17 protein-coding genes are annotated in these 11,977 nt (G+C 65.3%); 9 read left to right on the forward strand and 8 right to left on the reverse strand.

All coding sequences use genetic code 11. The annotated features are described in order from the left end of the window. Positions 1 to 40: 40 nt before the first annotated feature. From HUX88_RS10120 to HUX88_RS10130, 3 genes are all read right to left on the reverse strand, one after another. The gene (locus tag HUX88_RS10120; RefSeq protein ID WP_229219278.1) at positions 41 to 247 is read right to left on the reverse strand and encodes a hypothetical protein; all 207 of its coding nucleotides are present in this window, start codon (positions 245 to 247) and stop codon (positions 41 to 43) included. A gap of 79 nt (positions 248 to 326) precedes the next feature. Further along, positions 327 to 1,181, reverse strand: coding sequence for an AraC family transcriptional regulator (locus HUX88_RS10125; protein WP_373886773.1), 855 nt, complete (start codon positions 1,179 to 1,181; stop codon positions 327 to 329). Positions 1,182 to 1,204: 23 nt separating this feature from the next. Further along, positions 1,205 to 1,819 (reverse strand): hypothetical protein, encoded by a 615-nt coding sequence (locus HUX88_RS10130; RefSeq protein WP_117009694.1) that lies wholly within the window; start codon positions 1,817 to 1,819, stop codon positions 1,205 to 1,207. Between the two features lie 127 nt (positions 1,820 to 1,946). Between HUX88_RS10130 and modA the strand changes: the two genes are divergently transcribed. The 4 genes from modA to HUX88_RS10150 are packed head-to-tail and all read left to right on the forward strand — an operon-like array spanning position 1,947 to position 4,887. Further along, the gene (gene modA / locus HUX88_RS10135; protein WP_176361685.1) at positions 1,947 to 2,690 is read left to right on the forward strand and encodes a molybdate ABC transporter substrate-binding protein; all 744 of its coding nucleotides are present in this window, start codon (positions 1,947 to 1,949) and stop codon (positions 2,688 to 2,690) included. Positions 2,691 to 2,694: 4 nt separating this feature from the next. After that, on the forward strand, positions 2,695 to 3,381 hold the full coding sequence (modB, locus tag HUX88_RS10140) for a molybdate ABC transporter permease subunit (RefSeq protein WP_176361824.1): 687 nt from the start codon (positions 2,695 to 2,697) through the stop codon (positions 3,379 to 3,381). A gap of 2 nt (positions 3,382 to 3,383) precedes the next feature. After that, entirely contained in the window at positions 3,384 to 4,085 is a 702-nt protein-coding gene (locus HUX88_RS10145; RefSeq protein ID WP_176361686.1) for an ABC transporter ATP-binding protein, read from the forward strand. Beyond that, positions 4,075 to 4,887, forward strand: coding sequence for a TOBE domain-containing protein (locus HUX88_RS10150; protein ID WP_176361687.1), 813 nt, complete (start codon positions 4,075 to 4,077; stop codon positions 4,885 to 4,887). Before HUX88_RS10145 ends, HUX88_RS10150 begins: the two co-directional genes overlap by 11 nt. Here the strand turns inward: HUX88_RS10150 and HUX88_RS10155 are convergent, their stop codons facing one another. Continuing rightward, on the reverse strand, positions 4,888 to 5,685 hold the full coding sequence (locus HUX88_RS10155) for an AraC family transcriptional regulator (protein WP_117009698.1): 798 nt from the start codon (positions 5,683 to 5,685) through the stop codon (positions 4,888 to 4,890). A gap of 100 nt (positions 5,686 to 5,785) precedes the next feature. Between HUX88_RS10155 and HUX88_RS10160 the strand changes: the two genes are divergently transcribed. Further along, the gene (locus tag HUX88_RS10160; protein WP_117009699.1) at positions 5,786 to 6,610 is read left to right on the forward strand and encodes an inositol monophosphatase family protein; all 825 of its coding nucleotides are present in this window, start codon (positions 5,786 to 5,788) and stop codon (positions 6,608 to 6,610) included. Between the two features lie 30 nt (positions 6,611 to 6,640). On the opposite strand, the gene HUX88_RS10165 is transcribed toward HUX88_RS10160, so the two are convergent. The 3 genes from HUX88_RS10165 to HUX88_RS10175 all read right to left on the reverse strand — a co-directional run bounded on the left by HUX88_RS10165 (position 6,641) and on the right by HUX88_RS10175 (position 8,704). After that, positions 6,641 to 7,000: a KGG domain-containing protein gene (locus tag HUX88_RS10165; protein ID WP_117009700.1), complete on the reverse strand. Its 360-nt coding sequence runs from the start codon at positions 6,998 to 7,000 to the stop codon at positions 6,641 to 6,643. A gap of 132 nt (positions 7,001 to 7,132) precedes the next feature. Next, complete coding sequence (gene phaP / locus HUX88_RS10170) at positions 7,133 to 7,576, reverse strand: TIGR01841 family phasin (RefSeq protein ID WP_117009701.1); 444 nt, start codon at positions 7,574 to 7,576, stop codon at positions 7,133 to 7,135. A 99-nt stretch (positions 7,577 to 7,675) separates the two neighbouring features. Continuing rightward, complete coding sequence (locus HUX88_RS10175; protein ID WP_176361688.1) at positions 7,676 to 8,704, reverse strand: NADP-dependent oxidoreductase; 1,029 nt, start codon at positions 8,702 to 8,704, stop codon at positions 7,676 to 7,678. A 124-nt stretch (positions 8,705 to 8,828) separates the two neighbouring features. Here HUX88_RS10175 and purU point away from each other — a divergent pair, with 124 nt between their 5' ends. The 4 genes from purU to HUX88_RS10195 are packed head-to-tail and all read left to right on the forward strand — an operon-like array spanning position 8,829 to position 11,209. After that, positions 8,829 to 9,698, forward strand: a complete 870-nt coding sequence (gene purU, locus HUX88_RS10180) for a formyltetrahydrofolate deformylase (protein ID WP_176361689.1) — start codon at positions 8,829 to 8,831, stop codon at positions 9,696 to 9,698. A gap of 18 nt (positions 9,699 to 9,716) precedes the next feature. After that, positions 9,717 to 10,259, forward strand: a complete 543-nt coding sequence (locus HUX88_RS10185; protein WP_117009703.1) for a YaeQ family protein — start codon at positions 9,717 to 9,719, stop codon at positions 10,257 to 10,259. A 12-nt stretch (positions 10,260 to 10,271) separates the two neighbouring features. Beyond that, positions 10,272 to 10,718, forward strand: coding sequence for a copper chaperone PCu(A)C (locus tag HUX88_RS10190; RefSeq protein WP_176361690.1), 447 nt, complete (start codon positions 10,272 to 10,274; stop codon positions 10,716 to 10,718). Further along, entirely contained in the window at positions 10,718 to 11,209 is a 492-nt protein-coding gene (locus HUX88_RS10195) for a YcnI family protein (protein WP_176361691.1), read from the forward strand. The genes HUX88_RS10190 and HUX88_RS10195 overlap by 1 nt, the downstream gene beginning before the upstream one ends. A gap of 2 nt (positions 11,210 to 11,211) precedes the next feature. Here the strand turns inward: HUX88_RS10195 and HUX88_RS10200 are convergent, their stop codons facing one another. Beyond that, positions 11,212 to 11,937 carry a DUF4375 domain-containing protein gene (locus HUX88_RS10200; RefSeq protein ID WP_176361692.1) on the reverse strand — a complete coding sequence of 242 codons (726 nt, stop codon included), beginning with the start codon at positions 11,935 to 11,937 and terminating at the stop codon, positions 11,212 to 11,214. Between the last annotated feature and the right edge of the window lie 40 nt (positions 11,938 to 11,977).

Raw genomic sequence — 11,977 nt, forward strand, 5'->3', positions numbered from 1 at the left:
CCTGTGGGGACGATGGAGCAGCCACTGTAGCCCGCCGCGTTCAGCGTGTCTTGAACGTTTGTGCGCCGGGAGGAATGGACGCGGCGACCAGGCCGGCCCATTCGTCGAACGACTGCGCCGGCCAGTTGTTGTCCACGCGCAGCCGTGTGACGTCGCATGCGCTGGGTACGCCGCCGAACCAGTTCACCCATTGGGCCTTGCCGTCCAGCGGGATTTTCGCCAGGGGGATGTCGAATTCCTTGATCATGAATTGCGTTCCGGGCGGGAAGTCCGAAAACTTTGGAATACAAGCGGTGGGCATGGAGAGTCCTTTGATGCGATGGGCGCTACTTCGGCCGGACGGCCGCGTTCAGGCGCAGCCAGCGGGCCGGCGGGATGCCGTAGGCCGCGACGAAATGCCGTGTCATGTGCGGCTGGTCGGCGAAGCCGGCATGAACCGCGCTGTCGGCCAGCGGCATGCCGCGCAACATGAGCCGGCGCGCCAGTTCCAGGCGGCGCAAGGTCAGGTAGCGGTGCGGACTGGTGCCGAAGAATTGCCGGAAATCACGCGACAGGCTCCAGCGGTCGCGGCCGCTGGCTTGCGCCAGCTGGTCCAGCGTCAGCGGCGAGAGCAGGGCGTCGTGGATATGTTCGCGGGCGATCTGGGCCGCGCGGAAGTCGCCGCCGGCGGGCGCCGGCTGGCCGGCCACCAGGCGCAGCGCGGTGGCGACGTCGACCAGCGCGTCGTCGCGTTCCATCGCGTCGGGCGCGGTGTCGAAATGGTTCAGCAGGCCGTGCGCCGCCTTGACCAGCCTGCGGTCGCCGGAGACGCCGCCGTCGATGAACGGCAGCGGCGCGCCGCCCAGCACCTGCTGCAACAGTGCCGGCGCCAGGTAGGCGATGCGGTAGTGGAAGCCGTCCTTGGTGCCGGCCTGGCCGTCGTGCAGTTCGTCGGGATGCAGCACCAGCGCCTGTCCGGACAGGCTGTGGCGCATCGACGACCGATAGCGGAACGATTGAACGCCGGACATGGTCAGGCCGATGGCGTAGCTGTCGTGGCGATGGGCGCCGTACGCGGCGCCCTGGAAGAATGCTTCGAACAGGTCCACGCCTTCGGCCTGCCGGCCGTGCCGCAGCCAGTCCGTGCGCTGACGAGGCGGCAGGCTCATGGCCGGCTGCCGGCGTGGTTCGATTCCTGCCATATGCCGCTTCCTTTCACGCGATGCTATCCCGGATGCGCGCCAGCGGCGCGGGCTTGGTTGATCCCGGCTTGGCAGCTCGCGAGCGCGGTGGCGAACTTGGCGCGCTCGGGCTGGGGTTCGTTGGGATAAATGTCCGAATGTATCTGATGATAAACCGTGTGGTCGATGACGAGGTAGCGCTGGTAGAGATCCGTTTCCTCGCCGGAGTCGCCGGTCACGAAGCCGTACACGGTTTCGCTGCAGTACAGGCCGTCGCCGAGTGCCACCGTGACCGGCGAATTGCCGAATGCCAGACTCATGGCGCAGAAGAGCAAGGCCAGCAGCCATGCGACGCCGGCCACGAGACCGATGACGGCGCCCAGGATCCTCGGGCGGCTGTCGATGGAATAGAGCACCTGCACGCCGGCCGCGATCAGCGCGAGGGCTATGGCCATTACATTGGCGGCGTGCCCTGCAAACGAAAATCCCGAAGCCGCTGCCGCCGCGATCGCCACGACCAGTCCGCTCAGGCACAGGTGGCGTCGCGCCGTCACGGCGTTGGCGGCGTCGAGCTTGGCCGCGCGCAGCCGCACCAAGGGTAATAGCAGGGCGGCCAATATGCCCACCGCGAACAGGGCAAGCAGTGCTTTAAAGAGCATGTGATGCAATCATGGTTTTTAAATAATGTTTCAGGATAACACCCCTAGTTCCTTGTGCGTAGTGCCGGAACCAAACTATCGCTATATAATCGGGTTTATTGCGATTCATTACTTAAAGGAAAAATCGATGCGTGCGTTGAAACTTGGGGTGGTGTTGATGTTGGCGGCGACGGGCGCGTCGGCGGCGGAGATCACGGTGTCGGCCGCGGCCAGCCTGACCAATGCGTTCAAGGAAATCGGCGCCGCCTACGAGAAGGAGCACACGGGCGACAAGGTGCAGTTCAATTTTGCCGCCTCCGATCCGCTGGTGCAGCAGATCGCCAAGGGCGCGCCGGTGGACGTGTTCGCCTCGGCCGACCAGGATGCGATGGACAAGGCCGACACGCTGAAATTGCTGGCCCCGGCCAGCCGCAAAAACTTCGCCAGCAACAGCCTGGTGCTGATCACGCCGCTGGCCGCCACGCTGCCGATCAAGGGCATCGCCGACTTGCAGCAGGCCGGCGTCGCGCGCGTGACGATGGGCAATCCGGCCAGCGTGCCGGTGGGCCGCTACACCAAACACGCGCTGGAGCAGGCCAAACTGTGGGCCGCCGTCGAACCCAAGGCCATCTACGGCGCCTCGGTGCGCCAGAGCCTGGACTACGTGGCGCGCGGCGAGGTCGATGCCGGCTTTGTCTACGCCACCGATGCCGCCGTGATGAAGGACAAGGTCAAGGTGGTCGCCACCGTGCCGACCGAAACCCCGGTCAGCTATCCGATCGCGGTGATCGCGGCCGGTCCGCAAGCGGCGGCCGGCCGCAGGTTTGCAGACTATGTGCTGTCGTCGTCCGGCCAGGCGATCCTGGCCAAGTACGGTTTCGGCCGTCCGTAACGTGATAAACAGTTTGCTCACCGAACCGGCATGGATCGCGCTGCGCCTGTCGCTGAAGGTGGCGTGCTGGGCGACGCTGCTGGACCTGCTGTTCGGCGTGGCGCTGGGCTATCTGCTGGCGCGCAAGCGCTTTCCGGGACGCGAGCTGCTGGACGCGCTGCTGACGCTGCCCATGGTGATGCCGCCGACCGTGCTGGGCTACTATCTGCTGGTGCTGATCGGTCGCCATGGCGTGATCGGCGCGTGGCTGCAGCGCACGTTCGGCATCAACCTGATCTTCACCTGGCAGGCGGCGGTGATCGCGGCGGCCGTGGTGGCGTTTCCGCTGGTGCTCAAGGGCGCGCGGGCGGCGTTCGAGACGGTGGACACGCAACTGGAGCAGGCCGCCCGGGTGCTGGGGATATCGCCGTTCGGCGTGTTCCTGCGCGTGACGCTGCCGCTGGCCTGGCGCGGCGTGCTGGGCGGCGCCTTGCTGGCCTTCGCGCGTTCGATGGGCGAGTTCGGCGCGACGCTGATGGTGGCCGGCAGCATCCCCGGCAAGACGCAGACGCTGTCGATCGCCGTGTACGAAGCCGTGCAGGCCGGGCAGGACGACAGCGCCAACCTGCTGGTGATCATCACTTCCGTGGTCTGCATCGCGGTGCTGATCGCGGCGAACAAACTGACGCCCAACCGCAACCCGCAGGCCTGAGCATGCAAATCAATATCGACATCGGCAAGACCCTGCGCTCCGGCTCGCGGACCTTCGAGCTGCGCGCGCAGTTGACGTCGAGCAGCCAGCGCATCGTGATTTACGGCCCGTCGGGCGCGGGCAAGAGCCTGCTGCTGAAGGCGGTGGCCGGCCTGAGCACGCCCGACCGCGGCCACATCGAGGTGGCGGGCCGTCGCCTGTTCGACAGCGGCGGCGGCATCGACGTGCCGGCGCAGCGGCGCCAGCTGGCCTATCTGTTCCAGGACTACGCGCTGTTCCCGCACCTGAACGTGCGGCAGAACATCGCCTTCGGCTTGCAGCGCGGCTGGCGCAATCCGCTGGCGCGGGTGGACGGGGAAGCGGTGCGCTACTGGCTGCAGGCGTTCGAGCTGGAACATGTGGCGCACCAGTTGCCGCACCAGCTGTCCGGCGGCCAGAGGCAGCGGGTGGCGCTGGCGCGCGCGCTGGCGCCGGAACCGCAGGCGCTGCTGTTGGACGAGCCGTTCGCCGCGCTCGACCCCGGCCTGCGCCAGCGCATGCGCGCCGAGCTGGACGCGCTGCAGCGCCGGCTCGGCATTCCGATGATATTGATCACGCACGATCCCGAGGACGTGCGCGCCTTCGGCGACCATGTGCTGCGGATGGAAAATGGTAGCATGGCCGAAATCAAGGACCTGGATCTCGTGGAGCGCAATGAAGCCTGAAGAACAAGCAATGGCCTTGCAAGGCAATGTATGGCTGACCGTCGGCGGTCAGAAGCTGGGCGGGCAGGACCGGATGGCGCTGCTGGCGGCCATCGCCGAACACGGTTCGATCACGGCCGCCGCCAAGGCGGTCGGCATGAGCTACAAGGGCGCGTGGGACGCCATCGAGGCGATGAACAACCTGGCAGGCGAGCCGCTGCTGGAGCGCCTGGCCGGCGGCAAGGGCGGGGGCGGCACACGGCTGACTTCGCGTGGCGCGCAGCTTGTGGAAAATTTCCGTAAAATCGACGAAGAGCACCGCCAGTTCGTGGCGCACTTGAGCAGCCAGTCGCACGCGCTGGCCGATGATTTTCTGTTGATACAAAGGATGAAGATGAAGACCAGCGCGCGCAACCAGTTCAGCGGCAAGGTGGTGACGCTCAAGGAGGGCGCGGTGAACGACGAGGTGACGCTGGAAATCGTCGGCGGCCAGCACATCGTCGCCACCATCACGCGCGACAGCAGCGACAGCCTGAGCCTGGTGGAAGGCGCGGAGGCCTTCGCGCTGATCAAGGCGTCGTCGGTGATCGTGGTGACGCAGATGGCCGGCGCCCGCTTCTCGGCGCGCAACCGCCTGACCGGCACGATCACGCGGGTGCAGGTGGGCGCGGTCAACACCGAGGTCAGCATCGAACTGCCGGGCGGCGGCGCCATCGCCGCCATCGTCACGCGCGACAGCGGCGACACGCTGGAACTGCATGTGGGCATGGAGGCGACCGCGATCTTCAAGGCCTCCAGCGTGATCATCGGCACGCCGGCCTGATCAGGTGTCGAACTGGGCGAAGCGCGCCGGCGTGACGCCCAGGATGCGGCGGAACAGGGCGATGAAGCTGCTGACGCTGTCGTAGCCCAGGCTCAGCGCCACGGTCGTCACCGAGGCGCCGCCGTTGAGCAGCTCCATGCCTTTTTGCAGGCGCGCGACCTGGCGCCATTCGACCAGCGACATGCCGGTCTGTTCGCGGAAGTGGCGGGTCAGGGTGCGGCGCGACCAGCCCAGCCTGGCGGCCCATTCGTCGAGGTCGGTTTCATCGGCGGGATGGTCGGCGATGGCCGCCGCCATCGCCTGCAGGCGCGGATGGCGCGGCATGGTCAGGTGCAGCGGTTCCTCGTCGGCGGTGCGGATTTCGTCCAGGAACACTGTCGCCAGCCGGCGGCCGGCGGCGTCGGCCGGCATGCCGTGGGGCCAGCACGCCATGCGCTCCAGCAGCGACACCGCCAGCGGCGACATCCGCATCACCCGCGACTGCGCCGGGAGGTCGGCGCACCAGGACGGCGCCAGGTGGATGGTGTAGCCGGCCAGGCCGGGCCTGAAGGTGTTGCCGTGGGCGGTGGCGCCATGCGGCATGTCGGGCGGGATCCAGCCCAGCCGGCCGCGCGGCAGCACCTGGCGCACGTCGCCGGCCTCGACCACGATCACGCCCTGCAGCGGGATGTACAGCTGCCCCTCCGGGTGATGGTGGATGTGCGTGGTGCGGCTGGTGTGGTGGTCGGCGTGCTGCGCGGAGACGATGACCGGCATCTCGTCCGTCAGTCGCCGCTCGCCGTAGTAGTTGCTGCCCATATGATTTTGGCCCGATCGCGATATTACTTGTCTGTCGCCAGTTAGTGTTTGTTGCTGATTACTGGCAATCTACGACTTTGGTTTATAACAAGGAATCGGCATGACTGCAATCGATACGGAAGAAGTCCTGGCGCTGATGCGCGAGGCCGGCGCCGATCTGTGCGAGACCTTTTGGCGCGGCGAACCGGTGGTGGAGGTGGACGACATGATGACGGTCTTCCAGCGCATCGACGGCGCCGCCAACGCCGGCATGAAGCGGGCGCTGGCGCGCTTGTATCCCGGCATCGCCTGGATGGAGGGCGAGCTCGACACCACCGAGCCGGAGGACGACGAGACCGCCGCGCTGGCCGCGCGCGGCGAATACTGGATCTGCGACGCCATCGACGGCGCCGTGCAATTCCTGCGCGCGATCCCGAACTGGGCCATGTCGCTGACCTTGATGCGCGAGGGCGTGCCGGTGTTCACCGCGATCTTCGACGCGGTGCACGACGAGATGTTCCATGCGCTATGGGGCCACGGCGCCTACCGCAATGGCGAACGAATCCGCGTCAACGGCCGCGCCAACCATTACCAGGGCATCGTCGCCACCAGCCAGCCGCCGTTCGCCGGGCGCGACCGGCATGCGGTGCGCCGCTCCGGCGCCGCGCTGAGCGCCATGCTGCCGGACGTGGCGGCGGTGCGCAACCTGAGCGCGACCTCGCTGCAGCTGGCCTATGTGGCGTGCGGTCGCGTCGACGGCTTCTGGGAGTTCGGCGACGACAGCGTCAATTGCATCGGTGGCGCGCTGCTGGTGCGCGAGGCCGGCGGACAGGCGACGCAAATCGACGGCCGGCCTTATCTGCTGGGTTCGCCGAGCATCGCCGCCGGGTCGCCGGGCGCGCATGCCTCCATGCTGCTGCGCTTGCAGGAAGTGCTGGCGGCCTGAGCGAAAGAAGCGGCGCCAGCGTGCTGCCGCCTAGCGTTCGGCGGTCTTGCCGCCTTGCTGGTTGCCTCCCTTGGCCGATTGTTCCGAGCCGGCGCTGTGCGACGCCACGGCGTTTTTCGCGGCGTTGGCGCGGGCCGCGGACTGCCGGCTTTCCCCGCCCTTGCGGCCGATCTGCGCCATGTGTTCGCGGTCGCGGCTGACCGCCTCGCCGCCTTTCTGGCCGGCCCGGCGCGCTTCCTCCGAATCGAATTCATGGGCCGTGCCCTTTTGATGGGCCGCCTGGCCGCCCTTGCTGGCGATGGCGCGCTGGGTTGCTTCGTCCATTGCCGCAAAGCCGCGCTTGGCCGTGCCTTTCGGCTTGCCTTGATCATTGCTTGAATTACTGGCCATAAGACCTCCTCGTGTGTGTGATGAAATTCCGTCTGGGTGCTTCGAGCGGCGGGCCGGAAGCCCGCTGCTCTGCATGGTTAGAGGTGCTACGTTGACGGAAGTTCCACTCGGGCCGAGGCGCGTTTGGCGTGTTTAGTGACGCAGCTCGCTGGCCATCTGGTATTTGGACATCTGCTCGGCGGCGCGCGCCGTCTGTTCGGAGGCCTGGTGCATGATTTCCTCGGCCACGTCGTTGGCGGCGCGGCGCACCGCCGGCATGTGGGTGGCGGCCGTTTGCGCCAGGCTGGAGTTGGCGCGGCTGAGGATGTCGACCAGGTGCTTCTGGTAGTTCTGCAGCGCGGCGCCGCCCGGCGTGAGCTGGGCGCTGACGGCCGCGCCCAGTTGCGTGGCGTCCTTGCTGGCCATCAGCCGCTGGACGTTGCCGCCCATTTCGGCGATCAGGTCGCGGCCCAGTTGCATGTTCAATTCGCTCAGGCTTTGCAAGGCTTCCAGCGTGCGCTGGTTCAGGTCGGTGTACAGGGTGATCAGGATCTCGATCTGCGATTTGATCGCGGGGGTGATAAATTGGGGGAACATGGTCTTCCTCGTCGTGATCTAAAAAAACGCCGGGCTTGCGGCCCGGCGGAATGTGCAGCCGAAGGATAGACGCTGCGGACGCGGAAAAGTTCCCCGAATTTATTCGGCCGCCACCTGCAGCACCAGCTTGCCGAAGTTCTTCCCTTCGAACAGCATGTTGAGCGCCTGCGGGAAGTGCTCCAGTCCCTGCACGATGTCTTCCTTGCTCTTGACTTTGCCTTCCTTCATCCACCGGCCCAGCGCGGCGATGCCCAGGTGGTAGCGGTCGGCGTAGTCGAACACGACGATGCCTTCCATGCGCGCGCGGTTCACCAGCAGCGCCAGGTAGTTGGCCGGGCCCTTGACCGGCGTGGTGTTGTTGTACTGCGAGATGGCGCCGCAGATGACGATACGCGCCTTGAGGTTGATGCGGGTGAGCACGGTGTCGAGGATGTCGCCGCCGACGTTGTCGAAGTAGACGTCGACGCCGTTCGGGCAGTGTTCCTTGAGGCCGTCCTTGACCGAGCCGCCCTTGTAGTCGATGCAGGCGTCGAAGCCGAGCTGCTTGACCACGAAGTCGCACTTGTCCTTGCCGCCGGCGATGCCGACCACGCGGCAGCCCAGTTGCTTGGCCACCTGGCCGACCGTCTGGCCGACCGCGCCGGCCGCGCCGGACACCACCACCGTCTCGCCGGCCTTGGGCTGGCCCGATTCGATCAGGCCGAAGTAGGCCGTCATGCCGGGCATGCCCAGCGTGTTGAGGTAGGTGGGCAGCGGCGCCAGCTTGGGATCGACCTTGCGGAAGCCGTGGCGCTTGTCGCCGGCCGGGCCGACCCAGTAGCGCTGCACGCCGGTGCCGCCCTGCACGTAGTCGCCGACCGCGAAGTCGGGCGACTTCGAGGCCACCACAACGCCCACGCCGCCGGCCCGCATCACCTCGCCGATGGCGACCGGCGCGATGTAGGATTTGCCTTCGTTCATCCAGCCGCGCATGGCGGGGTCGAGCGACAGGTACAGCACCTTGACCACGACCTCGCCGTCGGCCGGCTCGCGCACCGGCTCGCTGACCTGCTGCCAGTCGCTGTCCTTGACCATGCCGACCGGGCGGGCCGCCAGGCGGAATTGAAGATTTGTCTCGTTGATAGTCATTTTGTGTCCTCAAAGAAGAGTGTGGCAGTCAATATATCTTAAATTGAACGAGCGTGCTATTTTTACGGTGTGGGCCCAGCCGTGCGACAATACCGGCCTTGTTAGACCTATAACGATGGTGGATATGAGCAATCCCGAATACATTTTGACACTCTCTTGCCTGGACCAGCGCGGCATCGTGCACCGCGTGTCGGGCTTCCTGGCCGACCACGGCTGCAACATCATCGACTCGGCCCAGTTCGGCGACGGCGAATCGAAGCTGTTCTTCATGCGCGTGCACTTCGCGCTGGAAGACCGCAACGTCAGCGACGACCTGCTGCGCGCCGACTTCGGCCTGCTGGGCGCGGAGATGAAGCTGGACTGGGAGCTGCGCGACGCCCATTACAAGCCGCGCGTGATGCTGATGGTGTCGAAGATCGGCCACTGCCTCAACGACCTGCTGTTCCGCTACAAGAGCGGCCTGCTGCCGGTGGAGATTCCGGCCATCGTGTCCAACCACATGGACTTCTACCAGCTGGCGGCCAGCTACAATATTCCGTTCCACCACCTGCCGCTGGCCACCGGCGCGCCGCAGGAGGCCAAGCTGGCGCAGGAAGCCAAGATCATCGAGCTGATGAACTCGCACAACGTCGACCTGGTGGTGCTGGCGCGCTACATGCAGATCCTGTCGCCCGGCCTGTGCGCGGCGCTCAAGGGCAAGGCGATCAATATCCACCATTCCTTCCTGCCGAGCTTCAAGGGCGCCAAGCCGTACGCGCAGGCGCACCACCGCGGCGTCAAGCTGATCGGCGCCACCGCGCACTTCGTCACCGGCGACCTGGACGAAGGTCCGATCATCGAGCAGGACGTCGAGCGGGTCGACCACTCGATGGACGCCGAGACGCTGTCGGCAATCGGCCGCGACGTCGAGTGCGTGGTGCTGGCGCGCGCCGTGAAGTGGTTCGTCGAACACCGCATTTTGCAGAACGGCGACAAGACTGTCGTCTTCAAATAATTAAAAAGAGATTCACCGATGGCCCTCAAAGCAACAATCTACAAAGCCGATCTGCAGATCGCGGACATGGACCGCAACTTCTACGAGACCCAGTCGCTGACGCTGGCGCGCCATCCGTCCGAGACCGACGAGCGCATGATGGTGCGCCTGATCGCCTTCGCGATCCACGCCAACGAGGCGCTCACCTTTACCAAGGGCTTGTTCGACGTCGAGGAGCCGGACATCTGGCAGAAGGACCTGACCGGCGCGATCCAGCTGTGGATCGAGGTGGGGCAGCCGGACGAGAAGGTGATCCTGAAGGCCTGCGGCCGTTCGGAGCACGTCTATGTCTACAGCTACGCCGCGACCAGCCACATCTGGTGGAAGGCGCTGGCCAACAAGGTCGAGCGCTGCAAGAACCTGACCGTGATCAACCTGGACGCGGACGCCACCGAGCAGCTGGCCAAGATGGCCCAGCGCAGCATGCAGCTGCAGTGCACGATCCAGGACGGCCAGATCTGGCTGACCGACGGCACCAACACGGTGGAAGTCGGCCGCGAGACCTTCAAGGGCGAGCGTTGATATAATCGACCGATGAAAAACATCATCTCAGCATTGCTGTTGGCGGCGGCCGTTCCGGCCGCGCTGGCCCAGGTCGAGGTCGGCGACGCGTGGATACGCGCCACCGTGCCGTCGGCCAAGTCCAGCGGCGTGTTCATGCGGCTGAAGTCCAAGCAGGATGCGCAGCTGGTGGCGGTGCGCGCCGAGGTGGCGGGCGTGGCGGAAATCCATCAGATGCAGATGGAAGGCCAGCTGATGAAGATGCACGCCGTGCCGTCGCTGGACTTGCCGGCAGGGCGGATGGTGGACCTGGCGTCCGGCGGCTACCACGTGATGCTGATGGATTTGAAACGGCAGTTGAAGCAGGGCGAGACCGTGCCGGTCACGCTGGTGATCCGCAAGAAGGGCAAGCAGGCCGAGACCGTCACTGTCGACGTGCCGGTCAAACCGCTGACATACACACCACCGAAGGGACAGTGATGAAAACGACTCTGACCATGCTGGCTTTCTCCGCCGCGCTGCTGGCCCCGGCGGCGCAGGCGCATGTGACGCTGGAACAAAGCACCGGCCTGGCGGGCAGTTTCCAGAAGCTGACCTTCCGCGTCGGCCACGGTTGCGACGGCAGCGCCACCAAGGGCTTGACGGTGTCGCTGCCGGAGGGCGCCACCAGCGCCAAGCCCATGCCCAAGGCGGGCTGGAGGGTCGAAGTCGGCACCAACGGCGGCGTGCAGGAAATCAGCTGGAAGGGCGGCCCGCTGCCGGACGCTTATTTCGACGAGTTCGTCATGCAGGTCAAGCTGACCGCGCAGCCGGGCAAGCTGTACTTCCGCATCGTGCAGCAGTGCGACAAGGGCAGCGTGGCCTGGGACGAGATCCCCGGCGACAGCGCCGTCAAATTGAAAGCGCCGGCGCCGATGCTGGAAGTGCTGCCGGTCCCGGCCGGTACGGCCCAGCACCAGCACCAGCACTAGCACTAGCCGCTCAAGGTGCAGCCGACAAGCTGCGCTTCGTGGCTTTTCAGGTAGGCCGCCCGCATTGTGCGGAATTTTTCCGCCTGTGTGCAGAAGGATTTATCGAGTTTGCCCAGTTTCGATGCCTGATTGGACGCGGAATATTCGTCCCATCCATCGTTGCGGAACTCGCTGCGCATGACTTGCTCATCGTGGCCGATCAATGCGGCTTGCTCAAATAGCTTGGATGCCTCCATCGCATCAAGCTCGCGCAGCGCAGGGGCAACGAGATCGGCGAGATCGGCGGCATTCCAGAAGAATTGATGTAGCCCACCATTCATCACTTCCGCTTCTACGATAAACGACAGATAGAACACCTGTAAGCCTCTGGGCAGCGCTAATAGTGCAGTGCGCTGGTTGTCCGCCTTGGCGAGCTTGTTCGTGATATAGCGGTAGACCGCGAGGTCGAGATCTTCACTGGTCAGTGAGCTAAGCGAGACGTCTGATATCTCGGTTAGTTCCGGCCGTGGAGGTCGGGCCGCCGCCTCTGCCTGTATCCGACGAATATTTTCTTGCGCTTCTTTCGGCAATGATGCAAGTGTTCTCTCTAGGATGGCCTGTAGTTCTGCCGGAGATTTCTTGTGCATATCCATGTTCATCGCCTTCAATTCTTCCAAGGTCAGTGGTTGCTCGGGCGTGGTCATGGCGATAGTGACGGAAAATAATGCGATCGTTAGAGGGAAAGCCATGGCGTAACAGGCTGCGATCAATGAGGGTGGTTAATTCTAC

Source organism: Duganella sp. BJB1802, from assembly GCF_013369445.1.
GTDB classification, from domain to species: domain Bacteria; phylum Pseudomonadota; class Gammaproteobacteria; order Burkholderiales; family Burkholderiaceae_D; genus Rugamonas; species Rugamonas vulcania_A.

Coding starts and splice junctions, on each gene's coding strand:
- HUX88_RS10120 (WP_229219278.1), bottom strand. CDS start 247: ATGATCAAGGAATTCGACATCCCCCTGGCGAAAATCCCGCTGGACGGC.
- HUX88_RS10125 (WP_373886773.1), bottom strand. CDS start 1,181: ATGGCAGGAATCGAACCACGCCGGCAGCCGGCCATGAGCCTGCCGCCT.
- HUX88_RS10130 (WP_117009694.1), bottom strand. CDS start 1,819: ATGCTCTTTAAAGCACTGCTTGCCCTGTTCGCGGTGGGCATATTGGCC.
- modA (WP_176361685.1), top strand. CDS start 1,947: ATGCGTGCGTTGAAACTTGGGGTGGTGTTGATGTTGGCGGCGACGGGC.
- HUX88_RS10145 (WP_176361686.1), top strand. CDS start 3,384: ATGCAAATCAATATCGACATCGGCAAGACCCTGCGCTCCGGCTCGCGG.
- HUX88_RS10150 (WP_176361687.1), top strand. CDS start 4,075: ATGAAGCCTGAAGAACAAGCAATGGCCTTGCAAGGCAATGTATGGCTG.
- HUX88_RS10155 (WP_117009698.1), bottom strand. CDS start 5,685: ATGGGCAGCAACTACTACGGCGAGCGGCGACTGACGGACGAGATGCCG.
- HUX88_RS10160 (WP_117009699.1), top strand. CDS start 5,786: ATGACTGCAATCGATACGGAAGAAGTCCTGGCGCTGATGCGCGAGGCC.
- HUX88_RS10165 (WP_117009700.1), bottom strand. CDS start 7,000: ATGGCCAGTAATTCAAGCAATGATCAAGGCAAGCCGAAAGGCACGGCC.
- phaP (WP_117009701.1), bottom strand. CDS start 7,576: ATGTTCCCCCAATTTATCACCCCCGCGATCAAATCGCAGATCGAGATC.
- HUX88_RS10175 (WP_176361688.1), bottom strand. CDS start 8,704: ATGACTATCAACGAGACAAATCTTCAATTCCGCCTGGCGGCCCGCCCG.
- purU (WP_176361689.1), top strand. CDS start 8,829: ATGAGCAATCCCGAATACATTTTGACACTCTCTTGCCTGGACCAGCGC.
- HUX88_RS10185 (WP_117009703.1), top strand. CDS start 9,717: ATGGCCCTCAAAGCAACAATCTACAAAGCCGATCTGCAGATCGCGGAC.
- HUX88_RS10190 (WP_176361690.1), top strand. CDS start 10,272: ATGAAAAACATCATCTCAGCATTGCTGTTGGCGGCGGCCGTTCCGGCC.
- HUX88_RS10195 (WP_176361691.1), top strand. CDS start 10,718: ATGAAAACGACTCTGACCATGCTGGCTTTCTCCGCCGCGCTGCTGGCC.
- HUX88_RS10200 (WP_176361692.1), bottom strand. CDS start 11,937: ATGGCTTTCCCTCTAACGATCGCATTATTTTCCGTCACTATCGCCATG.